This is a genomic window from Streptomyces hebeiensis (assembly GCF_052983195.1).
The window spans coordinates 7,083,694-7,110,076 of the sequence record NZ_CM129812.1 but is presented as its reverse complement, the minus strand read 5'-3'; the positions used below and the strand labels follow the sequence as shown (position 1 = coordinate 7,110,076).

The following is a 26,383-nucleotide window of genomic DNA, read 5'->3' as shown; positions in this document are numbered from 1 at the left end:
TCACCACGCCCGGGCGGTCTCGCCATCCGGGCAGGGGGGCGCGCGCACCGGCGCTTTTCGGGTACGGTGCGCGCCATGGGTCCGTACTCGAACCGCCGCACAGAGGAGCCGCGTCACAGCGGCGCCCGCGGCGCGTGCGTGCCCCGTGGCGAGAGCGCTCTGCGCCGCCGCGGCCGGGTGGGTTCTCCCCCGGCGCCTTCCTGTCGCTGACCAGCGCCGCCGCTGACGTGGCGAGGAGTCCTCCCGACCGGTTCCGCATCCCGGCGCTCGACCCCTCCCGCGCTTCCCGCAGGCGGCCCCCAGAGTGGTTCCGCCCCAGGTCGCCGGGCGGACCGCCGTCTCCCCCGCCGGTTCGTATCCAGAGGAGAAACGTCGTGACCATCGCCGCCGAACCCACCACCGTGGCCGCCCCGGCTCCCGCCCTGCGAGGACTGCGGGAACACCGCATCCCCGCCGACGGCCTGTACGAGGGCCCGCGGGAGCTGCGCCGGGTGCCCGAGGGCTGGGAGGAACGGCCGTACGAGCGTTTCGAGGTGGTCCCGCAGGGCCGGCTCATCGGTGCGGAGATCCGTGGCCTGGATCTGTCCGGGTCGCTCGACCCCGCCGTGCGCGGGGAACTGAACCGCGCCCTGCTGGAGTGGAAGGTGCTCTTCTTCCGGGGGCAGCACCTGTCCTCAGACGCCCAGCGTGCCTTCGCCGGCAACTGGGGCGAGCTGGAGACGAATCCGCTGCTGACCAGCGGCGACTCACCGGATGTGGTCCGATTCGACCGTACAGCGGTACCGACGTTCGAAAATGTCTGGCACACCGACGTCACGTTCCGGGAGCGGCCCGCTCTGGGTGCCGTTCTGCAACTGCGCGAGGTGCCGCCGGTCGGTGGCGACACCATGTGGGCCGACATGGCCGCCGCGTACGACAATCTGGCGCCCGAGGTGAAGGACCGTATCGACGGCGCCCGCGCGGTCCACGACTTCCTCCCGGGCTTCGCCCGGTTCATGGACGCGGCCCGGCTGGCCGAGTTCCAGGAGGTGTTCCCGCCCGTCGAACACCCGGTGGTGCGGCGTCACCCGGAGACGGGCCGACGGATGCTGTTCGTGAACACCTCGTTCACCACCCGGATCGTGGGAATCGGACGCGAGGAGAGCGACCGGCTGCTGCGGCTGCTGTTCCAGCAGGCGCACGTGCCCGAGTTCCAGGTGCGTTTCCGCTGGCAGGCGGGGGACGTCGCGTTCTGGGACAACCGCGCCACCCAGCACTACGCGGTGAACGACTACGCGCCGCACCGCCGGGTGGCGGAGCGCGTGGCCATCGCGGGCGACCGGCCGTTCTGAGCGGTCGGCCCCGGCTCCGGGGGGGAGGCGGTCCCGCGACGCCGTGGGCCCGCCTCCGCCCGGTCACATCCGCCCGGCCATCCCCTCCCTGCGGTCCTTCCGGCCGCTTCTCATCGCCGCCGCCGCACACACCAGACCGAGCAGACAGGTCAGTCCGCCGATGACGGCGTTGTTGGCGATCACTCCCGCGTCGGGGCCGGTGCCGACGATCCACGGAGCGATGATCAGCCAGATGCCCATGGCGCACATGGCCCAGCTCAGCCCGTACATCCGGGAGGGATTGGCGGTGAAGCCGAGGGCCATGACGACGATCGCGACGCCCATGATCAGGTTGTGCACCGCGAGGGCCGGCTGATTGAGGGTGAAGTGGAGGATCCAGGGCGACACCGCACAGTACAGGCCGACGAGGAACACCGGCCCGTCCACGAGTGCCACGTCGCGTCCTCCGAGCACACGGGCGTAGCGCACCCGCATCTCCTGGACATCGGGATGACCGGACAGGTCCCCCCTCGAGGGTGAGACGTCGGCCATGCGACTCGCCTCCTCACATCTCCGCAAGTCTGAGCCGTGCTGCGCGGCATCGAGCCGCGCCTAGACCAGTTTGCGCGCTTTACCCGGTTTTGTGTAGCCGAGCCGAAAGAGGATCCCGATGTATCTTTTACTTGTAAAACACATGCTAACGTTCATGTATGGGCAAGCACAGCGGAAGCGCCGTTCGAGCGCGCACGGAGGCGGCCGGCGCGTCGGCGGGGGCCGCCCGGCCGGTACGGGCGCGGCCGCTCCCCGTCCGGAGCACCGTTCGGCTACGGCGCCCCGTCGACCTCTGGCGCAAGACCGCCCTGAGCGCGGCGGCGGCCCTGGCCGTGCCCGACCTGACCCTGCTGGCCCTCGGGCGGCTGGACCTGATCCTGTACACCTCGGCCGGCGCGATGTGCGCCCTGTACGCGCACGGCCTGCCCTACGCGGCCCGCGCCCGGACGCTGGCGGGGGTGGTCCTGGGAATGACCGTGAGCCTCGGCGCCGCGCTCACGGCGGGTTCGCTCATCGGCTCGCCCGCCCTGCTCGTCCCGCTCGCCGCGCTGCTGGCCGCCGTCCACAAGATGGCGTGCGACGCGACCCGGATCGGCCCGCCGGGGAATCTGATCCTCACCTTCATCGCGTCCTCGGCGTTCTTCGTGCCGCAGCGCACGGCGGACGTACCGTTCCATGTCGTGCTCGCCCTCGGCGGCGGGGCGGTCGCGTGGCTGATCTGCATGGCGCCCGGTCTGGTCCGGCCGCACGGCCCCGAACGCACGGCGGTCGCCCGGGCGTTGGAGGCGGCGGCCGCGCTGTGGCGGGCGCGGGAGCGGGCGCCGCGGCCCCCGGCGGCAGGGGACGACGAAGCGGGTGTGCCCGCGGCCCGCCGGGCGGTGGCCGCGGCGGTGAGCGCCGCCTGGCACACACTGCGCCTGGTGCCGGAACCCGGGCCCGCGCCGGACTCCGCCGGGCCCGCCCCCCGGGCGGACGGCGCCGGCTCCCGGACACGGCCCGACCCGGTCCGCACCGGGCTCGAACGGCTCCTCGTGCACGCGGAGTCGTCGCTCGCCGCGCCGGAGCCGGGCCCGTTCGCGGTGCCGGGAACGGACCGTACCCCTGGGCCCGCCAGGGAAGCGGACCGGTGCGCGGAACTGGCCCGGGCGCTCCGGGGCGGCGGGCCGCTGCCGGTCGTCGGCCTCACGGCCGCCGAGGACCGCGAACTCGTCGGGGTCGCCGCCGAGCGGAACACACCGGCGCCCGGCGCCGGGGCGGACCGAGCCCCGGACCGTCGCCCCGCCCTCCGCCGGAGGCCGCGCCGCCCCGCGCCGGACGGACAGCGGGGGCCGCGGGCCGTCCTGGCCCGGCTGCGTCCCGGCTCCCCGCTGCTGCCGTCCGGTGCCCGTGTCGCGGCCGGCTGCGCGCTGGCGGGCTGGGTGTCCCTGGCCGCCGGGGTCGGGCACCCCTACTGGGCCGTGGTCACGGCCGCCTCCGTCTACCAGGCAAACACCACGCTCTCCTGGCAGCGGGCCGTACAGCGCATCCTCGGCAACGTCCTCGGCCTGGGCCTGTTCTTCGCGCTGCTGCCGCTGGTCCGCACCGGCCACCTGGCCATGGTGCTGCTCGCACTGGCCCTCCAGATCGGGGCGGAGGCGCTCATCACCCGCAACTACTGGCTGGGATCGGTGTGCGTCACCCCCATGGCGCTGCTGCTGACGGAGTTCGGCGGCGCGCTCCCGGCCCGTACTCTGATCTCCGACCGGCTGATCGACACGCTCGTGGGCGCGGCGGCGGGTCTGGCGTGCTGTGTGGTGGTCACCAACCAGCGTGCCGCGGACCGGATCGAGGACGCGCTGGCACAGGTGGCGGCGGCGCAACACGCCGCGCGACGCGCGCTCGACGAGGAGCCGGACGGTACGGCCACGGCCCGGGCCCGGGCCCGGCTGGCGTCGGCCCTGACCGAACTGCGGGAGGCCTTCGAGGTGGCCTCGGGCGAGTGGTGGCAACGCGCCCTGCCGACGGAACGGGTGACCGAGGCCGAGCGTTCCGGGCACCACGCCCTGGCTCTCCTCGTCCGGCACTCCACGGCCGCACCGGCCCCCGTGTGCCCGCCGACGACCGCGGCGGGCAGAATCGGCCGGACCGACGAAGGAGGGCAGGCGTGGCCGAGGACATCGTCGCCGGGGTGATCCGGCAGTGGCAGCGGGTGCTGCCCGAGCTGGACACGGCGCCCATGGCGGTGATCGGGCGGCTCAACCGCTGTTCCGCCCTGCTCCAGCAGGCCGCCGACGCCCCGCTGCGCCGCGCGGGACTGACCCGCCCCGAGTTCGACATCCTGGGCACGCTGCGCAGGACGGACCGGGAGCTGACGCCGGGTCGGATCGCCCGCGAGACGTTCGCTTCCGGGGCGGCCGTGACCAAGCGGCTGCGGCAGTTGGAGAGCCGGGGGCTGATCGCGCGCCGGCCGGACGGCCGCGACCGGCGGGTGTCCCATCTGTCCCTGACCGACGAGGGAGTGGCGCTGCTCGACCGGCTGCTGCCTGAGCAGTTGGGTTACGAGGCGGCGCTGCTGGAGGGGCTCGGCGCCCGGAACGAGGAGCGGCTCGCGGAGTCCCTCGGCGAGTTGCTGGTCCTGTTGGAAGGACGTCTGGGCAGCCTGCTGGACTGAACCGGTGTCCGGGCGTGGGGCACGGCGCGCGTCGTGGCGCGCGTCGTGGCGCGGGGCGCGCCGCGCCCCGAGGCCGTGGGCGTCGTGGGGCACGGGCCGGACGGTCAGGCCGGCCGGCCCCCGCCCGTGGTCAGGCATCCTCCCGCGCGCCCGGGGCCGCCGCCGTCAGGGCCCCGCGGGCGACCGTGTCCGCCTGGCGGAACAGCTCGGCGTTCGCACGGGCCCGCGCTCCGATCGCCGTGTTCCACTGCACGCCCTCGATCGGGATGCCGACCGCGAACAGGTGCGGATGCGGCCGGCCCGTGGCGTCACGCACGGTCAGCTCCACCGGGTCCACGTCCAGCGCGCCCGACGCCCGCCTCCCGTCCCCCGTGCCCGCCAGGTGCGGACGGGCCAGGCCCGAGGCGAGCAGGCCGCGCAGCAGCGGATCGGCGGTGCGGGCGAGGTCGGTACCCGGCAGCCAGGCGTCCAGCAGGGCGCGGGCCGTCGCAGGGGGGCCGTCCACCGTCGGGGAGGTGACGGAGAACCGGCGGGACCGGGTGTCGACGGTGAGGGTGGGGCGCGCGCCGGTGAACTCGACCACGCCCGCGTCGTGCAGGGCGATCAGCTCGGCGACGCGGCTCGCGGGCGGCCCACTGGAGACATGGGCGCCGAAGGCCCGGAACCAGGCCAGTTCGGGGACGGAGCCGCCGGTCAGCACGCCCGCGGCGACGACCCGTCGTACCTGCCCCTTCACCGCGGCGACCGCCGCCGCGGCGGCCTTGAGCGGGCTTGTCCCGGGCGCGCGGGCCTCGCGCAGGTCCGCGCGCAGCCGCTCGCGCATCCACTCGCCGAAGGCCGCGCGGCCGGGGAACGTCCGGCCCGCCAGCGGCTGGTCCAGGTCGATGAGGTCGAAGCGGTCGGCCGGGTCCTCGAACGCCTCGGCCAGCAGGTCCGCCCATGCCTCGGAGCCGTGGTCCACGGCCGCGTACCGGTCCAGGAAGTCACCGGCCGGCAGCCGGCAGGCCTCGGGACGCAGCCGGAGCAGGAGCCGGTACCAGGCGGCGCCCGCCTCCTTGGCGATCAGTGGCCAGACGTCGGCCAGGAAGCCGACCGAGCCCGGCTCACGGGCCATCAGTTCCGCGGTCGCCGCGGCGTCGAAGAAGCGCGGAGTGTGGCCGGCCGGCAGCCGTCCCGGCTCCTCGGGCTTGGCCAGGTACGGCACGCCCCGGCCCGATCCGGCGAGGATCCTGGGCTCGCGGCCCGAGGGCAGGTAGCGCAGGGCGCCGGAGGCCCCCGCGGGTCCCACCGGTTCGAAGCGACCGCCGCGCCCGGCGGTGAGCAGCGCCAGCTGGTCGAAGAAGTTGAGCGCCAGGCCGCGGACGAGTACGGGCTCCCCGGGCGGCAGCAGGTCGAGCGCGGCTTCGTGCGGGTGGCCGGGCGGGACGTGGACGAGCCCGTGGCGCTTCGCCGCCGCGGTGAGGTCGCGTTCCTCGGGCCCGGGTTCCCGGTCGGTGTGTCCGGTGGCGAGCACGACCGCGTCGACGACCAGTGAGCCGCCGTCCGCCAGGCGCAGCCGCAGTCGCCGGCCGGGCACCTCCTCCAGGGCGACGGCCCGTGTCGCGTGGTGGACGACGCGGACGGACGGCGGCGCGGAGCGTACGACCTCCTGGTGGGCCCACGTCAGGTAACGGCCCATCCGCGCACGGCTCGGGTGGTGCCATTCCTCCAACGCGGGGGCGCCGGGATCACCGGGCTCGTGCGCGCGGACCCACTGGAGGAAAGTGGGCCCGGTGGTCGCGGGACCGGCCATGGCCACGGTGTCGTCGGGGAAGGCGGTGGCGTGCCCGGCGAGCGTGTTCATCAGCAGGTGTTCCGGCTGCCCCGGGGACCAGACCCGGCCGGCGCCGGGCGGGTGCTCGTCCACCACGTGCAGGTCGGCGGGGAGGGCGGCCCAGGGGCCGCCGGGGCCGAGGTTCGCCGTGAGGCGTTCCAGTACGGCGCTGCCGCGCGGCCCCGCCCCGACGACCGCGACGCTCACCCGTCCCGGCGTCACGCCTCGGTGTCCCAGATCTCCGCCAGGACACGCCGGAGGTTGCCGCTGAGGACCTTGGCGATGTCGTCGGCGGTGTAACCGCGGCCGACCAGCAGTTCGGTGATGCGCGGGAGGTCCGCGGGGGTGCCCATGCCGACCGGGTGCATCCGCTCCAGGTCCAGGTCCTCGCCCGCCATGGGGATCTCGGGGTAGAGGCGGCGGACCCGGGCCATGCCCTCGCGGGTGTACTTGCGCTCGTCGCCGACGTCCGTGCCCACGATGACGTGGTCGATGCCGACGAGTTCGACCAGGTGGTCGATGTTGTCGGCGAACACCTCGGCGCCCGGGCGCCGGGTCAGGCCCTCGGGGCTGAGGAAGCCGGACTTGGCGGCGAGCCCGAACACCCCGCCGCGCGCGGCCAGTTCGCGGACGACGACATCGCTCTTGTTGCGCGGACTGTCCACGAAGTGGGTCAGGCCGGCGTGGGTGACGAGCACGGGCTTCTCGGAGACCTCGATCGTCTCCAGGGTGGAGCGCTCGCCGGTGTGCGACAGGTCGAGGGCGACCCCGAGCCGGTTGCTCTCCTTGACCAGGGCGCGGCCGAAGCGGCTGAGTCCGCCGTTGGCGACCTCTCCACTGCCGTCACCGGCGTAGTTGCGGTTCTGGTACGTGAGCCCCATGAAGCGCAGGCCCATCCGGTGCAGGGCCTCCAGCCGCCACAGGTCCTCGCCCACCGGCTTGCTGTCCTCGAACCCGGCGAACCAGGCGACCCGGCCCTCGGCCTTGGCACGGACGACGTCGTCCAGACCGTACGCCTGGAAGATCCGGCCGCCGGTCTCCCGCAGCCGGCGCTGCCAGCCGACGATGCCCGCCGCGGCGGCGTCGAAGTCCTGCGAGATGGACACCGCGTGGTTGATCGCCGTGACCCCGGAGGCGGCGAGCTTGCCCAGGTACGTCTCGTCCGACCAGACCAGCGGGGTGCAGTCGAGCGCGTTGAAGACGATGTTGTCGCGGTGCAGCCGGGCGGCGTCGAGGGGCTGTGCCGAGGTGACGGACACGGTGGATCTCCTTGGAACGGGTGGGGCGGGAAAGCGGGGGCGGCCGGACAGCGCCTCGATCCGGCCGGGCGGCCGGGCGGCCCGGGACCGGCCGGGGCGCGGGCGGGGACGCTCAGCCGGACCGCAGGGTGCGGCGCAGGCCGAGGCCGCGTTCGACGAGGACGACGACCACGACGGACAGGAGCACGAGCAGGACGGAGAGGGAGGCCACGGACGGGTCGCTGCGGTACTCGACGTACTGGAGGACCGCCACCGGAAGCGGCACGGTGTTCTGGCCGGAGACGAACAGGGAGATGACGGTCTCGTCGAAGGACAGCAGGAAGGCGATGATGCCGCCCGAGAAGAGTCCGGGTCTGATGGCCGGCAGGGTGATCCGCCAGAAGGTGGTGAACCCGCCCGCGCCGAGGGTGCGTGCCGCCTCCTCGGCGCGCGGGTCGGCGGACACCAGGGACGCGGAGACGGTCCGTACGACGTACGGCACGGTCACGCCCAGGTGGGCCAGGATCAGCCCCCAGTAGGTGTCGGTGAGCGGGATCGGGGCGAGGATCAGCAGCAGCGCCAGGCCGAGCACGATGTGCGGCACCAGCAGCGGCGAGAGGAAGGCCGCCTCGATGGCGCTCCGGCCGCGGAAGCGCAGCCGGGTCAGCGCGAGCGCGGCCGGTACGCCCGTGAGGACCGCCAGCAGCGCGGTCGCCGCGGCGGTGACGCCGCTGACCTGGAAGCCCTCGCGGAAGGCCTCGTTCGCGAAGACCTGCCGGTAGGCGTCGAGGGTGAATCCCTCGGGCGGGAAGCGCAGGTACGTCGCGTTGTCGAAGGACTCCACGAGCACGATGATGATCGGCGCGAGGAGGAACAGGTACAGGACCGTCAGGACGACGGACCGGGCGGCCCGGGACAGGCGGCTGACGTTCATGACCGTGCCTCCCCCGGTCCGGTGAAACGCGCTTCGAGGGCTTTCTGGGCCCACAGGTAGAGCGAGATGACCACGCCGAAGAGGGCGAGCAGCAGGACGGAGAGGACGGCGGCCACCGGCCAGTTGAGTGCGGTGACGGCCTCGTCGTAGATCTCGGTGGCGAGCACGAAGACCCGTCCGCCGCCGATGAGCCGGGGGGTGACGTAGCCGCTGAGGCTGAGTACGAACACCAGCAGCGCGGCGGTGAGGACACCGGGCAGGGTGAGCGGCAGCACGATCCGCCGGAACACCGTGCGCCGGGGTGCGCCCAGGGCGGCGGCGGCGTGTTCCAGCGCCGGGTCGAGCCGGCCGAACCCGCTGATCATCGCGAGGATGGCGAACGGCATGTAGATCTCCGTCGAGGCGATGACGACACCGGTGAGGTTGTTGGCGAGGTGCAGCGGGGTGTCTATCAGCCCCAGGCCGTCCAGGGTCTTGTTGACCACGCCCTGGGTGCCGAGGATCGCCATCCAGCCGAAGGTGCGGGCGACGGAGGAGATCAGCAGCGGCGCGACGGCGAGCGCGACGAGCAGGCTGCGCCACCGGCTGGTCGTACGGGCCAGGAACAGGGCCACGGGGTAGGAGACGACGAGCGTGCAGAGGGTGACGAGGGCCCCGAGCTCGAGCGTCTGTCCGATGACGTTCCAGTAGTGGGAACTGCCGAGGACGTCGGTGAAGGTGGCGACGGAGAGTGTCTGCCGGATGACACCGCCGTCCTCGGCCTCGTTGAGCGACATGCGCAGGACCCAGACCAGGGGCAGCGCGTAGGTCAGCAGCAGGGCGAGCAGCCCGGGCAGGAGCAGCGCGAACGCGACGCGGCCGGGCGAGCGGCGCCGGGTGCCGGCCGGGGCGGGCCCGGTCGCGGAGGGGTGCGGGGCGCCACCGCTTCCGGGTGTCGCCGCGCGCCCGGGGGATTCCGGCGTACCCGCGGACGCGGGAGGGCCCGGTGGGGTCCGCGCGTGGGCCGGGTCCGGGGAGTCTGCCGTCATCAGCGGCTTCCCTCCGAGTCGCCGTCCTCGTCCGACACCAGCCGGGGCGCCGCACGGTCCCAGGTCAGCTCCACCTCGGCGCCCGGGCCGAAGGGCTCCTGGGTGCCGGTGGGCCGCTCGACGTCCAGGAGCGGACCGTCGTCCCCGACGCGCACCCGGTACGCCACGGTCTCGCCCGCGTACCCGGCGGAGAGCACCGTGCCGCGCACCGCTCCCGTGCCGCCGGCGGCGGGGGACAGCGCGATCCGGTGCGGGCGCAGCATGACCGTGGCCGTGCCGCCCCGCGCCACCGGATCACCGGCCGCCGGGACCCGGCCGAGGCCGTCCAGCGCGACCAGGGTGCGGTCGCCGTCCCGTCCGTCGGCCGTGCCGGGGAGCAGGTTGGCCCGGCCCACGAAGCGGGCGACGAAGGAGCGGGCGGGCCGCTCGTAGATGTCCTCGGGCGAGCCGGTCTGCTCGATCCGGCCGTGGTTCATCACGGCGACGCGGTCGGCCATGGACAGCGCCTCCTGCTGGTCGTGCGTGACGAACACGGTGGTCACACCGGTCTCGCGCTGGATCCGGCAGATCTCGTCGCGCATCGCGGCGCGCAGCTGTGCGTCCAGGTTGGACAGTGGTTCGTCGAGCAGGAGCACGGCGGGCTCCACGACCAGCGCGCGGGCCAGCGCGACACGCTGCTGCTGGCCGCCGGAGAGCTGGGCGATCCGGCGGTCGGCGAGGTGGCCGAGCCGTACGAGCTCCAGCGCCTCGGCCACCTTGCGCTTGAGGATCGCCTTGGGGGTCTTGCGCATCTCGAGCCCGAAGGCCACGTTGCGCGCCACGTCCAGGTGCGGGAAGAGCGCGTACGACTGGAAGACCACGCCCATGTCACGGCGGTGCACGGGTGCGTCGGTGATGTCGCGGCCGCCGACCCGGACGCGGCCCGCCGTGGGCTCCACCAGGCCGGCGATCATGCGCAGCGTGGTGGACTTGCCGCAGCCGGAGGGGCCGAGGACGGCGAGCATCCGGCCGCGCTCCACGGCGAGGTCGACCCCGCGCACGGCGGCGCCGTCCTTGCCCGGGTAGGTCTTGACCAGTCCGTCCAGCACCAGGTGCGCGGCGGGGCCCTCGGGGGACGGGGTGTCCCCCGCCGGCGCGGCGGGCGCCGACGGGGTGCGGGCCGGGGCGTCAGCCACCGATGACCTCCTGCTTGATGCGGTCGACCCAGGCGGTGTAGCGGGTGGTCAGCCAGTTCCAGTCCACCGGGATCTGGTTCTTCTGCTGCTCGGCGGAGGCGGTGGTGCGCTCCTTCGCGTCGGGGCTGAGCGTGACGTCCTTGTTGACGGGCGCGTAGTACGCCTCGTCGTCGAACGCCTTCTGCGCCTTCGCGCCGATGGCGTAGTCGATGAACTTCTCCGCGGCGGCCGTGTGCCGCGAGTTGTTGACCAGGTTGATGGTGTTGACCTGGGTGACCGTGCCCTCCTTGGGGAGGACCGGCTGCACGACACCGTCGGAGGTGTTCTTGTAGTACTGCCCCCGGGCGTTCCATCCGACGGCGATGTCGGCGTCACCGGACTGGATCGCGGTGTAGACGTCGGGCGAGGGCTGCCAGGTCTGGACGGCGGGCGAGAGCTGCTTGAGCTTGTCGATCGCCGGGTCGATGTCCTGCTTGTAGTCGGCACCCAGGATCTTCTCCAGGGCGACGATGAGCGCGACGCCGCGCGTGTCCGCGATGGGCATCGCGAGCTTGCCCTTGTACCGCGCGTCCCAGAGGTCGTTCCAGCTGGTGGGCGCCTTCTTGACCTTCTCGGAGTTGTAGAGGATCGACAGGCTGTCGAAGGTGAGCGCGGGCCCGTGGCCGGTCCTGCTCCTGGCGGTGTCGACGAGGCGGTCGAGGTTGGGCACCTTCTCCGCGTCGAGCTGGGCGAACAGCTTCTCCTTGTTGGCCGTGGGCGCCACGGAGCTGTCCATCAGGGCGACGTCGGCGACCGGCCGGCTCTTGCTCGCGCGCAGCTTGGCCAGCACCTCGGAGGAGTTCTGGATCGGTACGTACTTGACCTCGATGTCGGGGTTGGCCTTCTCGAACGGCTCGATCACCGTCTTGGTGAAGGTGTCCTGGAAGGTGCCGTAGAAGCCCATGAAGGTGACGGTCTGCTTGCCCCCGCCGCCGGATGAGCCGGACGGCGAGGTGGCGGTGGAGGAGCAGGCGGTCGCCAGCAGCGCGGTGGCCGACAGTACGGCGGCGGAGGTGAGAGCAGGACGGAGGGAAGGCATCGCGGTCTCCGGTCGGGCGGGGTGACGGGGAAGGGCGGGGGGAAGGGCGCGGGGCGACGTCGGACCGCGGGCCCCGGCGGGACGGGAGGGTTACCGCCCGTCGGCCGGGCGGGACCGGTCCGACGTCCTGCTACAGGACTCCCGTGCGCCGTCGCGCGGGGTCCCGGGGGCCGCCGTGGCGGCGGGCTCCGCCGCTCCGGCGGCCGAGGCCGTGCCCGTGGCGGCCGGTACGACGGCGGGACGCGCCGCCACGTCGGCCCGCGCCGCATCGGCGGGGTGCGCCGCATCGGCGGGGTGCGCCGCATCGGCGGGGTGCGCGTCGCCGAGGACCAGCATCAGGCGGTTGGCCCAGCCGAAGAGGGCGACGGCGTGCACCAGGTCGGTGAGCTCGGCGTCGGTCAGACCGGCCGCGCGCAGGGCGGCCACGTCCTCGGCGCCGCCCCTGGGCGGGGTGTGGGTCTGGGCCGCCGCGAACCGGGCGATGGCCAGTCCTCGGGCGTCCGGGGCGAGCGCGTCGCCGCCCGCCCGCAGGACCCGCCGGGCGGCGGCCTCGTCGCGGGAGAGCTGACCGTATTTCCGGCCGTGCACGGAGGCGCAGTAGACGCAACCGTTCGCACGGGAGACCAGCAGAGTCGCCAGTTCGCGCTCGGCGCGGGGCAGGCCGCCGCGCCCGTACATGATCGCGTTGTAGACGTGGGTGCGGTGGTCGAGTGCGGCCGGGTCGTGCAGCAGCGTCCGGTAGTACGGGGACGTCGTGGACAGCGTGGCGTGCGCGTCGACGACGGCCTGCTGACCGGGCGTGAGCGCGTCGGCGGCGACCGCCGGGACGCGGGGCCGCCAGGTCAGCCGCGCCAGGGTGAACCGGTCGCCGTCCGGCGCCTTCGGGGCGGTGGGCGCGGGGCCGGGGACGGCGGTGGGCTCGACCGCGGGACCGCCCGCCAGCAGGGAGAGCCCGGAGACGACCCGGGCCTCGTAGGAGACGAACGCGCAGATCTGCGCGAGGGCGACGACGGCGGGAACGTCCAGACCGCGCGCGGTCAGCTCGCGCAGAGCGTCGGGACGCACATCGGCGGGCGCGACCGTGACGCTGTCGGTGAAGTGGAGCACCGCGGCCGTCAGGTGCGGCCCCGAGACGGCCTCGGGCGCGACGGCCCCGGGTATCAGGGCCCGGTACCGTGCGGCGAGGCGGGGCTGGCCGGTCCGCTCGGCGGCGCGCGCGGCGGCCGCGATCCGGAGCTCGGCCGGGAGCGTGCCGGGGTCCTCGGGCGTGAGCAGGACCCGGCGCGCCTCGGCCGTGTGCTCGCTCAGTCCGGCGCGCTGCCCAGTGCTGTCCGCCATGCCCGGTCCTCCTCCCCTGCGGGTCCATGCCGCCACGTGTGTCCATCCGGTGTCCGCCTGGTAAGACGGCCTGTTTCCCCGGCGGCGTGCCGTGCTGTTCGGAGGTGAAAGCTAACTGCGGCGAAGGGCTTGGCGCAAAGGCCCCGGAGCGGGAATAAACGCTGCTCATGGCGTTTCCGTGAGGTCGTGAGGCGCCGGTGCGGACCACCACCTGATGCAACAGGTGCGACCGTGGACATGGCAGACTGCGTGGGAAAGCGGAGAATCGGCCGGGCCTGTTGCATCAAGTGACCCGGCAAGCCACTCGGAAGATCCGTTTCGGGCCCTTGTCTCATGACCGGGGCATCGAAAAATTTCTCACATAGCAAGACACTGTCCAGAGAGTGAGACGTCTATGGCGGTCGCGGCCTATCGGACGGTGGCGGAGGACCTCCGTCGCCGGATCGGGGACGGCGAGTTCACGCCGGGCGATCCGCTCCCCTCGCGCGCCGAACTGGCCCGTTCCTATGGCGTCGGCGGCAATGTCGCCGCCGCCGCGATCCGTGCGCTGGCCACGGAAGGCCTGGTCAAGGGCCGGATGGGGCGCGGGGTGTTCGTACGGGAACGGTCCTCGTCGCGGACGATGGCCCGCTCGTGGACCCAGGAGCGGCTCCAGGGCCGGCTCGCGGTCACGGGCGGCGGAGCGGACAACGGCGCGGGCACCGGTACCGAAGCGGACACCGGCACCGTCGGCCTCGAGGACGACGCCGATGGCCCGGTGGACGACGGCCGTACGGTGCGCGGCACGCCCCGCTCCACCACCGGCGAGGCCCCGGAGGAGATCGCCCGGCGACTGGGGCTGGCCGCCGCGGAGCCGGTGATCCGCAGCGAGTACCTGATCACCCGGGACGGCAGGCCCGCGATGTTCTGTGTCAGCTGGGAGCCGCTCGGCATCACCGGCGGCACCCCGGTCTCGCTGCCCGGCGCGGGTCCCATGGCCGGCAGCAGCGTCGTGGCACGGATGTCGTACATCGGATTCCGGATCACCCGCTCGACGGAGACCGTGACCGCGCGCACCGCCACCCGGGCGGAGGCGGACGTCCTCGACCTGGCACCGGGCGCGCCCGTGGCGGCCATCGAGCGCACGTACTACGCGGGGACGCGACCGCTGGAGACGGCGGACCTGGTCGTGCCGGGCGAGCGGTTCCGCCTGGCGTACGAGATCCCGGCGGAGCCGGCGGACGCCCGCGCCTGAGACGGCGGGCGCCTCGCCTCGTACGCCGGCCGGCGCGCGGGCACCCGGCCGAGGGCACCCGGCCCGTGTCCGGCTCCCGCCCGGCCGGCCGGGCCACCGGGCCCGGACCTCGGCCCGGGCCCGCGCCCCCCGCCTGTTCGCCGTCATGGCCCCGGACGTAGCATCTGCTTCTCCGTTTCGAGGATCGCGCCCCTCAAGAGAGACGAGCCCCGTGTGAGCGACGTCAGCGACCTGCCCGTGGACCGGACGCCCGGGACGACGGCCACCGGATTCCTCGACCTCCCGGGCGGCCCCGGCGCCGACGACGGACGGCTCCTCCTCGGTGTCCGGCGCTTCGGCGAACCGTTCCTGCTGATGGCTTCCCTCTCGCACGGAGCCGGCTCCAGCACGCTCGGCCTGGACCGGGGCAAGGCGGGCAAGGTGAAGGTCGCGGAGTTCCGCCGGATCGCCGGGCGCGTCGTCCTCGTCCTGCGCAACAAGCACCACCTGGCGAGCGGTGGCACCGCCGCCGTACGGGCCGGTGAGGAGTCCTTCGCCCAGTCCGTCGTCTGGAGCGCGCCGGTGCTCGGGGAACGGGACGGCGGCGTGGTCGTCGACGCGTCCGGCCTCGCCCTCACCGACTTCCACGGGGTCGCCGACCAGCTCCGCGAGCATCGGCAGGGGGCGTACGCGCTCGACCCCGGCGCCTCCTTCCCGCTCGCCGACGAGGCACGGACCGACCCCGGCGGGGCCCGGCTGCCCGCCCTGCTCACCTTCCGGCTCCCGCGCGAGGCCGCGCCGGGCGCCGCGGTCGAGGCCGTGACGCCCGCGCCGCACTCCCTCACCGTGGTCCAGCAGCTGCACCTCGTCCCGCTGCCCGACCCGCCCCTGCCGACCCGCCGCTACCACCCCGCGTCCGGCGGATACGGCATCGGCCACGACGACCACGGCAACGACGCGCGGTCCGGCCGCCGGGTCGGGCTCCAGCCGCGCTTCCGGCTGGAGCCCGTCGATCCGGACGCCCCGGCCGGGCCCGTCCGCCGGCCGGTCGTCTTCCATGTCGACCCCGCGATCCCGGAGCCGATACGGACCGCCGTCGTGGAGGGCGGCAACTGGTGGGCGGACGCCTTCGAGCGGGCCGGGTTCCACGACGCCTTCCGGGTCGAGGTGGCCCCGGAAGGGCTCGACGACAACGACCTCGGCGTCAATTCCGTGCGCTGGGTGCACCGGGACGGCCGTGGCTGGTCGCACGGGCAGGGGCTGACGGACCCGCGCACCGGGGAGATCGTCTGCGGCCGCGTCCGGCTCGGCTCCCAGCGGGTCGAGCAGGTGACCGCGCTCGCCGAGGCGCTGTACGCGCCGTACGGGCAGGAGGACGAGCGCGAGCGCCTGGCCGCCGTCGAGGCACTGGTGCTGAGCCGGATGCGCCAGCTCGCGGCGCACGAGATCGGCCACGCGCTCGGCTTCATGCACAACTTCGCGGGCAGCCACCACCCGCACCCCTCGGTGATGGACTACCCGCACCCCCGTGTGACGGTCGCTCCCGACGGCACGCTCGACTCCTCCCGGGCGTACGCGCACGGCCTGGGCCCGTGGGACCACTTCCTGGTCGCGCACGCGTACGGCCGTTTCCCCGGCGAGGACGAGGAGACCGCCCTGGCCCGGCTGCGCGACCGGGCCGCCGCGCGGGGACTGATCTACGTGAGCGACGAGGACGCGCGCGGCCCTGGCGCGGCCCACGCCGACGCGGTCGTCTGGACCGCCCCCGGCCCCGACGTCTTCGCCGCGCTGGACGAGGCGCTGGACGTACGGCGGGTGGCGCTGGCGGGTTTCTCGCGCGCCGTGCTCCCGCCGGACCGGCAGACCGGAGAGCTGGAGGAGCGCGCGGCGCTGCTCCAGCTCTACCACCGCTCCCAGCTCTCGGCCGTCGCCCGGCTGGTCGGCGGTGTCCGGTACGGGTACGGCCTCGCGGGCGAGGAGGGCACGGGGACCGTGCCCGTCGCGGCCCGGACGCAGGCCCGGGCGCTGGCGCGGCTGGCCGGGCTGCTGCGCGCGGAACACCTCGCGCTGCCGGAGAACGTCCTGGCCGTGCTCACTCCGCCGGGTATCCGGTACGGCCGGAGCACCGAGTACTTCGACACGCGGGCGGGACGGGTCTTCGACCCGTTCGCCGCGGTGGAGGCGACGGCCGCCCTGGTCACCGGGGAGCTGCTGGAGCCGGCCCTCCTCAACCGGCTGGCCTGGCAGCACGCCGCCGACCCCGCCGTGCCGGGCCCGGCGGACGTGGTGGAGGCGCTGCTGACCGCCACCTGGCGCAGGCCCGATCCCGTACCCGCGCACCTGCCGGGCGGCGCCGCCGTGCAGGAGACGGCGGGCTGGGTGGTGCTGCGCGCCACGTTCGGCCTGCTGCGCGGGGACGGCCCGCACGCGACGGTACGGGCCCGGGTCGGTGACCGGCTCGGCCGGCTGGCCGAGGACCTGCGCGGCGGCGACGAGGCGGAGCGCGCGGCGGCGCGGGCGATCGACGGCTTCCTCGCGGGAGACGACGCGCCACGGACCGGCCCCGGGCCCCGGATCCCGCCGGGCGCCCCACTCTGAGACCCGCCGGCGAGGCGCGGTGCCAGGACGCGCGCCCCCGACGGGCACGGTGCGAGGACCCCTCAGCCGAGCAGCACCGCGATCACCACGAGGGCGGGCACCGACAGCAGGGTGGACAGCAGGATCGACTCCCGGGCCAGCCGCTCGGCGACGCGGTAGCGCGAGGCGTAGGTGTAGAGGTTCTGCGCGGCGGGCAGGGCGGAGGTCACCACGACGTCCAGCAGCGCCGCGCCGTGCAGGCCGAAGGCCCAGGCGCCCAGCAGCCACGCCGCCGCGGGCTGGCCCGCCGCCTTGATCCCCGCGGACAGCAGGACCGGATACCGGTCGGCGCCCCGGCCCGGCAGGGCGCTGCCGCGCAGGGATATGCCGAAGGCCAGCAGTACGGCGGGCACGGACATGTTGCCGATGAGGATGAGCGGGTCCATGACCGGCCCCGGTACCGTCCAGCCCGTCGCCGCCACGGCGACCCCGCTCAGGGATCCGACCGCCACCGGGTTGCGCAGCGGTGTGAGGAGCATCTGCCACATGGGCCGTTTCCGCTCGTCCGGGCCGGTGAGGTCGAGCACCGTCAGCGCGATCGGCGTGACCACGATCTGCTGGAACAGCAGGACCGGTGCCACCAGCGAGGCGTCGCCGAGCACGTACACGGCGATCGGAATGCCCAGGTTGCCCGAGTTGACGTAGCTGGAGCACAGCGCGCCGATGGTGCCGGCGCCCACCCCCCAGCGGCGGATCGCGGCGACGGCCACGAAGGCCCCGGCGGCGAGGACCGTGGTGATCGCCGTGATCAGCAGCCGGCTGGAGAGGATCACCGACAGATCGGCCCGCGCCAGAGTGGTGAACAGCAGGGCGGGCGAGGCGACGTGGAAGGCGAGTTTGGTGAGGACCTCGCGCCCGTTGTCGCCGAGGTACTTGCGCCGGCCGATCACATAGCCGACGCCGATGACGACCGCGATGACCGCGAACCCGGTCAGAACTCCCCGCACCGCACGTCCCGGTCGCTCGGATCACTCGACGGAACGGCCCCCGGCCGCGGTGGAGATACATGGATCATGCAGCCAACCATCCCGAGGAACATCACTCGGAGTCAACGCGGTCTCGTGTAGCGAGACCTGGGAGGGCCGCCGTCCGGCGAACGATCGCTATGCTGCCGACCGAAACGCTCAACCAAACAGTCAAACGAAACAACACGCCGCGGGTGCGTGACGGAGCGGTCCGGTCCCGGCGCGGCGACCGGGCGGAGCAAGGGGGCTGGGCATGCGGGAGCCGGTCGAGCTGAGGCGTCAGCGGATCCTCGCGGTAGTGGAGTCGCGCGGCGCGGTCAAGGTGAGCGCGCTGGCCGCCGAGCTGGAGGTCTCGGTGGTCACCATCAGACGGGACGTCGAGGAGCTGGCCCGGGCCGGGAGACTGCGGCGCGGGCACGGCGTGGCCCGGCCGGTGCGGCCCGTCGAGGCCCCGGGCCCCGCCGCGGACCGGTCGGGGGCCGGGTCCGCGGCGGGGCCCGGGCAGTGGTCGCCGGAGGGCGCCACGGTCGCGGTGGTGGTGCCGGAACGGCACTCGTACCTGTACGAGACGCTGCACGGCGCCCGGACCGTGCTGGAGGAGTCCGGGACGCGGATCGCCCTGCACATCGCGCCGCAGACCGTCGGGGCCGAACGCCCCCTGGTGGAGGCCGCGCTGACGGCCGGGGCGCGGGGGCTGCTGATCGCGCCGCGCTGGCGCAGCGCGCTCACCGAGGAGGCGGACTACCGCTGGCTGGCCGAGGTCGGGGTGCCCACCGTACTGATGGAGCGCCGGCCGCCGGCCGGGAGCGGGCTGCACGCGCTGGACTCGGTCTCCTCCGACCACTGGTACGGCATCCACCTCGCGATCGACCATCTGATCGCGCTCGGCCACCGCCGTATCGTGCTGGCCGCCCGTGACGACAGCCCCACGGCGCGCCGGGTCCGCACGGCCTTCGCGGAGATCGCCGCGGCCCGGCCGGAGGTGTCCGACTGGTCGGTGGTGCTGAGTTCGCCGGACGCGGTCCCGGGCCCGGGGCCCGAGGCGGCGGGGCCCGCGGAGGGGGGCGCGTCGACGGCGGCCAGGACCTCCCGCGCCGCGCACGACCGCACACCGCTCGACCTGGCCGCGCTGCTGCGCGAGCGCGGCGCGACGGGCGCGGTGATGCACGGCGACGTGGACGCGCTGATGCTGGTGCAGCGGCTCGCGGAGGCCGGGGTGCGGGTGCCGCGCGACTGCTCGGTGGTGGCCTACGACGATGTGATCGCGGGACTCGGCAGTCCTCCGCTGACGGCCGTCTCACCGCCGAAGGCGGAGATCGGCCGGGCGGCGGCGGAACTGCTGCTGCACCGGCTCGCCCGGCCGGCCGGCGCGCCGGGCCCGGTGCGCCGGATCGAGCTGCTGCCGGAGCTGAAGGTGCGGGGATCGACGGGTCCGGCGGTGTGCCCCGAAGCAGGGGTGACGGAGGCGGGAGATCCGGAGGCGGAAGAAGCCGCCCGGGCACCCCGGACCGCTACCGCGGAAGCCGCACACGCCCCGTGAGCGGCACACGCGGCACACGCGGCGCAGAAGACGGAGAGCGGCGCGGAGGCGCACTCCGCGCCGCTCTCCGCCGGCTGCCTGACCAGCACCTTCCGATATCCCGGACAGGGCCGTGACGCCCTGCCGTCGACATGCCGCCGATCCCGCCGCCGGCAGGGACAACTCCCGCCCAAAGATGAGCGTTTGACCGTTTTAATTTTCTTCTGAGCGATCTATTGACCGCATCCGATCAGCCGATCAGGATTCCCGTGTCTCGAACCGGAGCCGCGGGAGGCGCCCATGCCTGGTCGACAGAGCCGTCGATCCGTGCTGGCCACGATCGCCGCGCTACCGCTGGCAGGAGCGCTCAGCGCCTGCAGCGGGGGCGGGGGGTCGAGCAGCACCAGCAAGACCAGCACAACCAGCCGAAAAGCCACCCACATCACCTTCTGGTCGGCCCTGCGGGGCAGCCAGGAAGTGGTGGACGCGTTCAACGAGACGCATGACCGGGTGCAGGTCGACTTCCAGCAGGTCCCCTCGGGTACCCAGGGCGGTTACGTCAAGCTCAGCAACGCCGCCCGCGCGGGCAACGCGCCGGACGTCGCCACCATCGAATACCCGCAGGTCCCGGCCTACGCCATCGACGGCGTCGCCCGGGACATCACCGGACTGCTGAGCGACCGGCTGCGCGCCGGGCTGCTGCCGCAGGCGCTCGGGCTGACCACGTTCGAGAAGCGGGTGTTCAGCGTGCCGCTGGACATCGAGCCGATGGTGATGCACTACCGCAAGGACCTCTTCCGGCGGTACGGACTCGATGTGCCCCGCACCTGGGAGGAGTTCGAGGAGACGGCGGAGACCGTCCGGCGCGAGGGCTCGGGCCGACGGCTGGCCCTCTTCCCGACGGACGGCTTCACCCAGTTCGCCGCGTACTCCTGGCAGGCGGGCGCGCAGTGGTTCGACACCGCGGGCGGCGCCTGGAACGTCTCGCTCGCCGACGCGCCCACCCGCAAGGTCGCGGCGTACTGGCAGAGGCTGGTCGACCGGGGCCTGGTCCACATGAACGCCGTGGAAAGCACGCAGGCCGACGCTCAGATCGCGAACGGGGTCGTCCTCACCCGGCTCAGCGGTGCCTGGGACGCGGGAGCCCAGATGAACGCGCGCCCCGGGCAGAAGGGCCAGTGGTCGATCGCGCCGCTCCCCCAGTGGGACCCCGCCCGGCCCGCCGTCGGCACGCACGGTGGCTCCACCTTCGCCGTCACCAAGGACAGCAAGCACCCGGAGGCGGCCATGGAGTTCATCGAATGGCAGGTCTCGCACCCGGACGCGCTGCGGGCCCGGCTCTCCAGCGGCGCCAGCAGCCAGTACCCGGCCGCGCCGGGGCTCGTCGACATCGGCCGGGAGGCGTTCGACCGGTCGTACTACGGCGGCCAGGACATCTACACGCTCTTCGAGCAGGAGGCGCACAAGGTACGGGACGGCTGGATCTGGGGGCCGCGCAGCAGCGCCACCCAGAAGGTCATGCAGGACAACTTCGCACGGGCGAGCGGCGGCCGGGGCTCACTGCTCGACGCGGTGCGCGAGGCGCAGAAGGGCACCATGCCCGACCTCAAGGCTCTGGGCCTCGCCACCACGGAGCACAGCACATGAGCCGCGCCGCCCGCTCCTCGCCGTCCCCGCGTCCCCCGCAGCCGAAAGGCAGGTGACTCCCCATGAGCCAACCCGTGAGCAGGCCTCTGGCCGGCCCTCTCCCCGCCTCCGAGGACACGACCACGCCCCCGGAGACGACACGCCGCGTCTTCGGCTCCATCCGCGCGCGGGGCGCCTCCTCGCCCGGTGGCCGTACCGCCACCCGCGCCTCCGCCCGGCGCCGCGAACTCGCCGCGGCCGCCACCCTGATGACCCCGTTCTACGTCCTCCTCGTCACGGTCTTCCTGATACCGGTCGGCACGGCCGTGTGGCTGAGCTTCTTCAGTGACGACCAGCCGGGGCTCGGCTTCGGCCCGGAGCGCACCGTCTTCGTCGGCCTGCGCAGTTACGCCGCCGTCCTGACCGACCCCACCTTCCTCGGCAGCCTCGGCACCGTGGTCCTGTACTGCGTGATCTACATCCCGCTGATGGTGATCGGCGCGCTGGCCCTGGCGCTCCTGCTGGACTCCGGGGTGGTACGGCTGCGCTCCTGGGCCCAGCTCGGGCTGTTCCTGCCGCACGCCGTGCCCGGCATCATCGCCGCCCTCATCTGGCTCTACCTCTACACCCCCGGCATCAGCCCGGTCATCGAGCTGTTCGCCAAGGCCGACATCACCATCGACTTCCTCGGCGTGCACACCGTCCTGCCCTCCATCGTCAACATCGCGCTGTGGAGCAACCTCGGCTACAACATGGTCATCTTCTACGCCGCGCTCCAGGCGGTGCCGCGCGAGGTCATCGAGGCGTCGGTCGTCGACGGCGCGGGTCCGGTCCGTACCGCGCTCCAGGTCAAGACTCCGCTGGTGAGCTCCTCGATCGTGATGGTGGCGATGTTCACCCTGATCTTCGCGCTCCAGCTGTTCACCGAGCCGGTGCTGCTGAGCCAGTCCTCGCCGATGATCAACGCGCGGTTCTCGCCGAGCATGTACATCTACGACGCGGCGTTCACCCGCAACAACTACGGTCTGGCGGCCGCCGCCTCGGTCATTCTGCTGATCCTCACCGTCGCCCTCTCCTACGGCGTCACCCGCTGGACCAACCGCGCGAACAGCGCCGAGGAGGCAGCCCGATGAGCGCGCTGACCGCTCCCCGTACCGCGCCGCCGAGGCGCCCGCACCTGCTGGGCCGCGCCGTCGTCAATCTCGTCGTCGGCCTCTCGGTGCTCTACACCCTGCTGCCGGTCATGTGGCTGGTGCTGGCCGCCACCAAGAACCGGGACGCGCTGTTCCGCAGCGACCTGCTGTCGCTGAGCGACTTCTCCTTCGCGCAGAACCTGCGGGACGTGTTCGCGATGGACGGCGGGCTCTTCAGCCGGTGGTACGCCAACAGCCTGCTGTACGCCGTCCTCGGCGCGGCGATCGGGGCGCTGGTGAGCATCGCCTGCGGGTACGCCTTCGACAAGTACCACTTCCGGCACAAGGAGAAGCTGTTCGGGCTGGTGCTGGCGGCCGTGATGGTGCCGCAGACCGTGCTCGCGCTGCCCCTGTACCTGATGGCGTCGGGCGTCGGGCTGGTCAACACCTTCTGGGCGGTCTTCATACCGGTCCTGTTCAATCCTTTCGGGGTCTATCTGGGCCGGATCTTCAGCCAGGGGTACGTACCCGACGAGGTGCTGGAAGCGGCGCGGGTGGACGGGGCCGGCGAGCTGACGACGTATGTGCGGGTGTCCCTGCGGATGCTCGGCCCCGGGCTCGTCACCGTCTTTCTCTTCCAGCTCACGACCATCTGGAACAACTTCTTCCTGCCCATGGTGATGCTGTCCGACCAGGACCTGTATCCGGTCAGCCTCGGCCTGTACGCCTGGAACAGTGCCGCGAGGGTCTCCCCCGAGTACTACCCGGTGGTGATCACGGGTTCACTGCTCGCGGTGGTGCCGCTGATCCTCGCGTTCGCGCTGCTCCAGCGGTTCTGGCGGTCCGGACTCACCGCGGGCGCCGTCAAATAGCGAACCACCCGAGCAGCGGACCGCCCACCTGACAGGCCATCGGAGCCACACCCACCCCCACCAGGAGCATCAGGAAACCCAGGAGATTCATGGCTACCGCAGCAACAGCACGCTCCCGCCCCCGGGCCGCCCTCGCCATGTCCCCGGACGCCGGGGCCGCGGTCCTGCGTCCCGACACCCTGGCCGCCCTCGGCGCGGTGTGCGACCTCACGCCGCCCCCCGTCCTCGACGACTTCGGCACGGCCCGGGCGCGTGCGGCCCTGGCCGACGCCGAACTGCTGGTCACGGGCTGGGGCTGCCCGCCGCTGGACGAGGAGGTCCTGGCGGCGGCGCCCCGGCTGCGCGCGGTCGTCCACACCGCGGGGACGGTACGCGGCCATGTCACCGAGGCCTGTTGGGAACGCGGCATCGCGGTCTCCTCGGCCGCCGCCGCCAACGCGCTGCCGGTGGCCGAGTACACCGTCGCGATGATCCTGCTGTCCGGCAAGCGGGCCCTGGAGCGGGCCCGCGACTACAGGACCGCGCGCAGCCGTGAGACCTGGCTGCGCCTCCCCGACGTGGTGGGCAACTACGGCAGGACCGTGGGCATCCTGTCCGCCTCGCTGATCGGGCGGCGGGTGATCGAACTGCTGCGCCCGTACGACCTGGACGTGGCCCTGTACGACCCGTACGTCTCCGCGGAGGAGGCCGCCGCGCTCGGTGTCCGTCAGGTGGAGATCGGTGAACTCTTCGCCGGCAGCGACGTGGTGAGCGTCCACACCCCGCTGCTGCCCGCCACCACCGGACTGGTCAGCCGTGACCTGCTCGCCACCATGCGGCGGGACAGTGTGCTCATCAACACCGCGCGGGGCGCGGTCGTCGACCAGGACGCCCTCACCGACGTCGTCCGCAAGGAACGGATTCGAGCGATCCTCGACGTCACTGATCCGGAGACCCTGCCTCCGGACCATCCGCTGTGGGAGTGTGAGAACGCCGTCATCACCCCGCATCTCGCCGGGTCGCAGGGCAACGAACTGCGGCGGCTGGCGGAACTGGCCGTCGCCGAGGTCACCCGCTGGGCCGCGGGTGACGGCTTCGCCCATCCCGTACGACGCGAAAGGCTGGCATTCCTCGCATGACCGCATCCCGTACGAATCCGCCCGCCGCCCCCGCCACCACCACCGCGGCCGGTCCGGGCGCCGCCGCCGGGACCGGTCGCGCGGGCCCGGCGCCCGTTCCCCTCGTGCTCCCGGGCGAGGACCGCGCGCACAGCCCGTACACCGGCTACACCCGGGACCACTGGGAGGCCGCCGCCGACGGGTTGCTGACCGCCGCCTGGCAGTGGGCGACGCCTGGCCGCGCGCTGCTCGACCTGCCGGGCAGGCCGTCCCGTTCGGGCGTGCGCTCGGACGGTCTGGAGGGCTATGCCCGGACGTTCCTCGCCGCCGCGTTCCGGGTCGCGGGCGCGGACGGGAAGGACCCGCTCGGCTGGCTGGAGCGGTACGCGGACGGGCTCGCGGCCGGCACCCGTACGCCCGGCCGCGACGACACCGAGTCCTGGCCGCTGATCCTCGACCACCATGTGCAGGGCCAGCCCATGGTCGAGTCCGCGTCGGTCGCGCTCGGGCTGCGGCTGACCCGGCGATGGCTGTGGGACCGGCTGGACTCCGGCGTCCAGGACCGGGCCGAGGAGTGGCTGCGCGGCGCCCTGCGGCACACCCCGGCGCCCAACAACTGGTACCTGTTCCCCTACTCGGTGGCCGGGTTCCTGGAGTCGGTGGGGCGCGGCGACGACGAGACGGCCCGGGCACGGGAGCGGGCGACCGGCCTGCTGGAGGGCTGGTACCGGGGACAGGGCTGGTACACCGACGGCGACGGGCGCGCCTTCGACCACTACAACGGCTGGGCACTGCACCTCTATCCGGTCCTGGACGCGTATCTGGCGGCTCGTGAAGACGGTGCCGCCGGTGCCACCGTCGGCCTCGGTGGCACGCGTCCGGCCGGCCTCGCCGACGACCGGGACGGCAGCGGTCCGGACCACGCCGGCCCGGACCGCTACGGCGCCTACGGTCCCCGGCTGCGCGAGCACCTGGAGAGCTTCTCGCTGCTGTTCGGCGCGGACGGCGCGCCGATCCACTTCGGCCGCTCGCTCACCTACCGGTTCGCGGCGGGGGCGGCCGTCGCGCTGGGCGCCGTGACGGGCCACACCCCGCTCGCCCCCGGTGTCTCGCGCCGGCTGATCAGCGGCGCGCTGCGCTACTTCACCGACCGGGGCGCGACGGGCACGGACGGGCTGCTGAACCTCGGCTGGCACGGTCCGCACGACGCCACGCTCCAGACCTACTCGGGCCCGGCCTCGCCCTACTGGGCGTCCAAGGCGTTCGTGGCGCTCCTCGCGCCCGAGGCGCATCCGTTGTGGCGGGCCCCGGAGAAGCCGGCACCCGTCGAGGGGGCCGACCGGGTGCTCGCGCTGCCGGCCGCGGGGCTGCTCGTCCAGTCCACCGCGGCGGACGGGATCGTACGGCTGCACAACCACGGCAGCGACCATGTCCGGCCGCACGAGGGCGAGTCGGGGATACCGGACGACCCGCTGTACAGCAGGCTGGCCTACTCCACCCGGACCGGTCCGACGTCCGCGGCGAACGTCGCGGACAACCAGCTGACCGTGGAGGTCGCGGGCGCGGTCAGCGGCCGCCGCCGCATCCACCCGCTGGGGGCGGGGCACGGGGACGGCTGGGGCTGGGCCGCCTCCTGGCACCGGCCGGTGTTCTCCTCCGGCGCCCCGATGGTGCCGGGGCTGCGGGTGGACAGCGTCACGGTGGTCCGGGGCGGGTACGAGCTGCGCGCGCACCGGGTGGTGGGCGCGCCGCCCGGTGCGCGGGTGTGGCAGTCGGGCTGGGCGACCGGGCCCGGCGAGGACACGCGGTCGGCGCTGCACGGGCTGTACGGCTGGCAGGACGCGGACGAGCGACGGGCGCCGCAGGGCACGGCGTTCACGCCCTGGGCGGTGGTGCCCCGGCTGACGGGCGGCGCGGAGGGGACGGCGCTCTTCGTGGCGCTCGCGTCGCTCACGGCCGGGCCCCGGGCCGCCCCGTCGGCGGACGCCGTGAGCGAGACCCGGGTGCGCGGTGAGGTGGTCGAGGTGAAATGGGCGCGGGACGGTGAGTGGACCCGTATCGCCTTCGACCCGGTGACGGTGGAACACGGCGCCGACGTCTCCTGAGCGAGGGGAACATCACCGGCCGGACGCCGGGCGGGCCCGTAGTGGGTGCGGACCGGTCCGGCCGGTCTTCGCGGGCGGACGGCGCGGGACGGAGGGGCCT

Annotated in this window: 20 protein-coding genes and 1 pseudogene; 11 read left to right on the top strand and 10 right to left on the bottom strand. The window is 73.8% G+C overall.

Going from position 1 to position 26,383, the window contains the following annotated elements:
• Positions 1 to 374: 374 nt before the first annotated feature.
• Positions 375 to 1,331 carry a TauD/TfdA dioxygenase family protein gene (locus tag ACU6P3_RS30470; RefSeq protein ID WP_447195032.1) on the top strand — a complete coding sequence of 319 codons (957 nt, stop codon included), beginning with the start codon at positions 375 to 377 and terminating at the stop codon, positions 1,329 to 1,331.
• Between the two features lie 63 nt (positions 1,332 to 1,394).
• Here the strand turns inward: ACU6P3_RS30470 and ACU6P3_RS30465 are convergent, their stop codons facing one another.
• The gene (locus ACU6P3_RS30465; RefSeq protein WP_447195031.1) at positions 1,395 to 1,862 is read right to left on the bottom strand and encodes an SPW repeat protein; all 468 of its coding nucleotides are present in this window, start codon (positions 1,860 to 1,862) and stop codon (positions 1,395 to 1,397) included.
• Between the two features lie 158 nt (positions 1,863 to 2,020).
• On the opposite strand from ACU6P3_RS30465, the gene ACU6P3_RS30460 reads away from it, so the two are divergent.
• On the top strand, positions 2,021 to 4,033 hold the full coding sequence (locus ACU6P3_RS30460; RefSeq protein ID WP_447195030.1) for an FUSC family protein: 2,013 nt from the start codon (positions 2,021 to 2,023) through the stop codon (positions 4,031 to 4,033).
• Positions 4,006 to 4,512, top strand: a complete 507-nt coding sequence (locus tag ACU6P3_RS30455; protein ID WP_344285510.1) for a MarR family winged helix-turn-helix transcriptional regulator — start codon at positions 4,006 to 4,008, stop codon at positions 4,510 to 4,512. The genes ACU6P3_RS30460 and ACU6P3_RS30455 overlap by 28 nt, the downstream gene beginning before the upstream one ends.
• Positions 4,513 to 4,642: 130 nt before the next feature.
• On the opposite strand, the gene ACU6P3_RS30450 is transcribed toward ACU6P3_RS30455, so the two are convergent.
• From ACU6P3_RS30450 to ACU6P3_RS30415, 8 genes and pseudogenes are all read right to left on the bottom strand, one after another.
• On the bottom strand, positions 4,643 to 6,532 hold the full coding sequence (locus ACU6P3_RS30450) for an FAD/NAD(P)-binding protein (protein WP_447195029.1): 1,890 nt from the start codon (positions 6,530 to 6,532) through the stop codon (positions 4,643 to 4,645).
• A gap of 11 nt (positions 6,533 to 6,543) precedes the next feature.
• Entirely contained in the window at positions 6,544 to 7,584 is a 1,041-nt protein-coding gene (locus ACU6P3_RS30445) for a dipeptidase (RefSeq protein ID WP_447195028.1), read from the bottom strand.
• Positions 7,585 to 7,696: 112 nt separating this feature from the next.
• Entirely contained in the window at positions 7,697 to 8,497 is an 801-nt protein-coding gene (locus ACU6P3_RS30440; RefSeq protein ID WP_447195027.1) for an ABC transporter permease, read from the bottom strand.
• Positions 8,494 to 9,525, bottom strand: a complete 1,032-nt coding sequence (locus tag ACU6P3_RS30435) for an ABC transporter permease (protein ID WP_447195026.1) — start codon at positions 9,523 to 9,525, stop codon at positions 8,494 to 8,496. The genes ACU6P3_RS30440 and ACU6P3_RS30435 overlap by 4 nt, the downstream gene beginning before the upstream one ends.
• On the bottom strand, positions 9,525 to 9,788 hold the full coding sequence (locus ACU6P3_RS30430) for a TOBE domain-containing protein (RefSeq protein WP_425574251.1): 264 nt from the start codon (positions 9,786 to 9,788) through the stop codon (positions 9,525 to 9,527). Before ACU6P3_RS30430 ends, ACU6P3_RS30435 begins: the two co-directional genes overlap by 1 nt.
• A 360-nt stretch (positions 9,789 to 10,148) precedes the next feature.
• Positions 10,149 to 10,613: pseudogene (locus ACU6P3_RS30425) on the bottom strand (ABC transporter ATP-binding protein); the annotation flags it as partial.
• A gap of 79 nt (positions 10,614 to 10,692) precedes the next feature.
• Entirely contained in the window at positions 10,693 to 11,778 is a 1,086-nt protein-coding gene (locus tag ACU6P3_RS30420) for an ABC transporter substrate-binding protein (RefSeq protein WP_447195025.1), read from the bottom strand.
• Positions 11,779 to 11,868: 90 nt separating this feature from the next.
• Positions 11,869 to 13,116, bottom strand: a complete 1,248-nt coding sequence (locus ACU6P3_RS30415; RefSeq protein ID WP_447195024.1) for a peroxidase-related enzyme — start codon at positions 13,114 to 13,116, stop codon at positions 11,869 to 11,871.
• Positions 13,117 to 13,510: 394 nt separating this feature from the next.
• On the opposite strand from ACU6P3_RS30415, the gene ACU6P3_RS30410 reads away from it, so the two are divergent.
• Both ACU6P3_RS30410 and ACU6P3_RS30405 read left to right on the top strand, forming a co-directional pair.
• Positions 13,511 to 14,350 carry a GntR family transcriptional regulator gene (locus ACU6P3_RS30410; protein ID WP_447195023.1) on the top strand — a complete coding sequence of 280 codons (840 nt, stop codon included), beginning with the start codon at positions 13,511 to 13,513 and terminating at the stop codon, positions 14,348 to 14,350.
• A gap of 213 nt (positions 14,351 to 14,563) precedes the next feature.
• Positions 14,564 to 16,927: a zinc-dependent metalloprotease gene (locus ACU6P3_RS30405; RefSeq protein ID WP_447195022.1), complete on the top strand. Its 2,364-nt coding sequence runs from the start codon at positions 14,564 to 14,566 to the stop codon at positions 16,925 to 16,927.
• A gap of 62 nt (positions 16,928 to 16,989) precedes the next feature.
• Here ACU6P3_RS30405 and ACU6P3_RS30400 read toward each other — a convergent pair whose 3' ends face one another.
• The gene (locus ACU6P3_RS30400) at positions 16,990 to 17,913 is read right to left on the bottom strand and encodes an AEC family transporter (protein ID WP_447195021.1); all 924 of its coding nucleotides are present in this window, start codon (positions 17,911 to 17,913) and stop codon (positions 16,990 to 16,992) included.
• A gap of 271 nt (positions 17,914 to 18,184) precedes the next feature.
• Here ACU6P3_RS30400 and ACU6P3_RS30395 point away from each other — a divergent pair, with 271 nt between their 5' ends.
• The 6 genes from ACU6P3_RS30395 to ACU6P3_RS30370 all read left to right on the top strand — a co-directional run bounded on the left by ACU6P3_RS30395 (position 18,185) and on the right by ACU6P3_RS30370 (position 26,283).
• Positions 18,185 to 19,471 carry a substrate-binding domain-containing protein gene (locus ACU6P3_RS30395; RefSeq protein WP_447195020.1) on the top strand — a complete coding sequence of 429 codons (1,287 nt, stop codon included), beginning with the start codon at positions 18,185 to 18,187 and terminating at the stop codon, positions 19,469 to 19,471.
• Between the two features lie 279 nt (positions 19,472 to 19,750).
• Positions 19,751 to 21,097, top strand: a complete 1,347-nt coding sequence (locus tag ACU6P3_RS30390; protein WP_447195019.1) for an ABC transporter substrate-binding protein — start codon at positions 19,751 to 19,753, stop codon at positions 21,095 to 21,097.
• A 158-nt stretch (positions 21,098 to 21,255) separates the two neighbouring features.
• Positions 21,256 to 22,209 (top strand): carbohydrate ABC transporter permease, encoded by a 954-nt coding sequence (locus tag ACU6P3_RS30385; protein ID WP_447198130.1) that lies wholly within the window; start codon positions 21,256 to 21,258, stop codon positions 22,207 to 22,209.
• Positions 22,206 to 23,081 (top strand): carbohydrate ABC transporter permease, encoded by an 876-nt coding sequence (locus tag ACU6P3_RS30380; RefSeq protein WP_352085704.1) that lies wholly within the window; start codon positions 22,206 to 22,208, stop codon positions 23,079 to 23,081. Before ACU6P3_RS30385 ends, ACU6P3_RS30380 begins: the two co-directional genes overlap by 4 nt.
• 89 nt (positions 23,082 to 23,170) lie before the next feature.
• On the top strand, positions 23,171 to 24,199 hold the full coding sequence (locus tag ACU6P3_RS30375) for a hydroxyacid dehydrogenase (protein WP_447195018.1): 1,029 nt from the start codon (positions 23,171 to 23,173) through the stop codon (positions 24,197 to 24,199).
• On the top strand, positions 24,196 to 26,283 hold the full coding sequence (locus tag ACU6P3_RS30370) for a DUF2264 domain-containing protein (RefSeq protein ID WP_447195017.1): 2,088 nt from the start codon (positions 24,196 to 24,198) through the stop codon (positions 26,281 to 26,283). Before ACU6P3_RS30375 ends, ACU6P3_RS30370 begins: the two co-directional genes overlap by 4 nt.
• Positions 26,284 to 26,383 lie beyond the last annotated feature (100 nt).

Coding starts and splice junctions, on each gene's coding strand:
- ACU6P3_RS30465 (WP_447195031.1), bottom strand. CDS start 1,862: ATGGCCGACGTCTCACCCTCGAGGGGGGACCTGTCCGGTCATCCCGAT.
- ACU6P3_RS30460 (WP_447195030.1), top strand. CDS start 2,021: ATGGGCAAGCACAGCGGAAGCGCCGTTCGAGCGCGCACGGAGGCGGCC.
- ACU6P3_RS30440 (WP_447195027.1), bottom strand. CDS start 8,497: ATGAACGTCAGCCGCCTGTCCCGGGCCGCCCGGTCCGTCGTCCTGACG.
- ACU6P3_RS30435 (WP_447195026.1), bottom strand. CDS start 9,525: ATGACGGCAGACTCCCCGGACCCGGCCCACGCGCGGACCCCACCGGGC.
- ACU6P3_RS30430 (WP_425574251.1), bottom strand. CDS start 9,788: ATGCTGCGCCCGCACCGGATCGCGCTGTCCCCCGCCGCCGGCGGCACG.
- ACU6P3_RS30420 (WP_447195025.1), bottom strand. CDS start 11,778: ATGCCTTCCCTCCGTCCTGCTCTCACCTCCGCCGCCGTACTGTCGGCC.
- ACU6P3_RS30415 (WP_447195024.1), bottom strand. CDS start 13,116: ATGGCGGACAGCACTGGGCAGCGCGCCGGACTGAGCGAGCACACGGCC.
- ACU6P3_RS30410 (WP_447195023.1), top strand. CDS start 13,511: ATGGCGGTCGCGGCCTATCGGACGGTGGCGGAGGACCTCCGTCGCCGG.
- ACU6P3_RS30395 (WP_447195020.1), top strand. CDS start 18,185: ATGCGGGAGCCGGTCGAGCTGAGGCGTCAGCGGATCCTCGCGGTAGTG.
- ACU6P3_RS30390 (WP_447195019.1), top strand. CDS start 19,751: ATGCCTGGTCGACAGAGCCGTCGATCCGTGCTGGCCACGATCGCCGCG.
- ACU6P3_RS30380 (WP_352085704.1), top strand. CDS start 22,206: ATGAGCGCGCTGACCGCTCCCCGTACCGCGCCGCCGAGGCGCCCGCAC.
- ACU6P3_RS30375 (WP_447195018.1), top strand. CDS start 23,171: ATGGCTACCGCAGCAACAGCACGCTCCCGCCCCCGGGCCGCCCTCGCC.
- ACU6P3_RS30370 (WP_447195017.1), top strand. CDS start 24,196: ATGACCGCATCCCGTACGAATCCGCCCGCCGCCCCCGCCACCACCACC.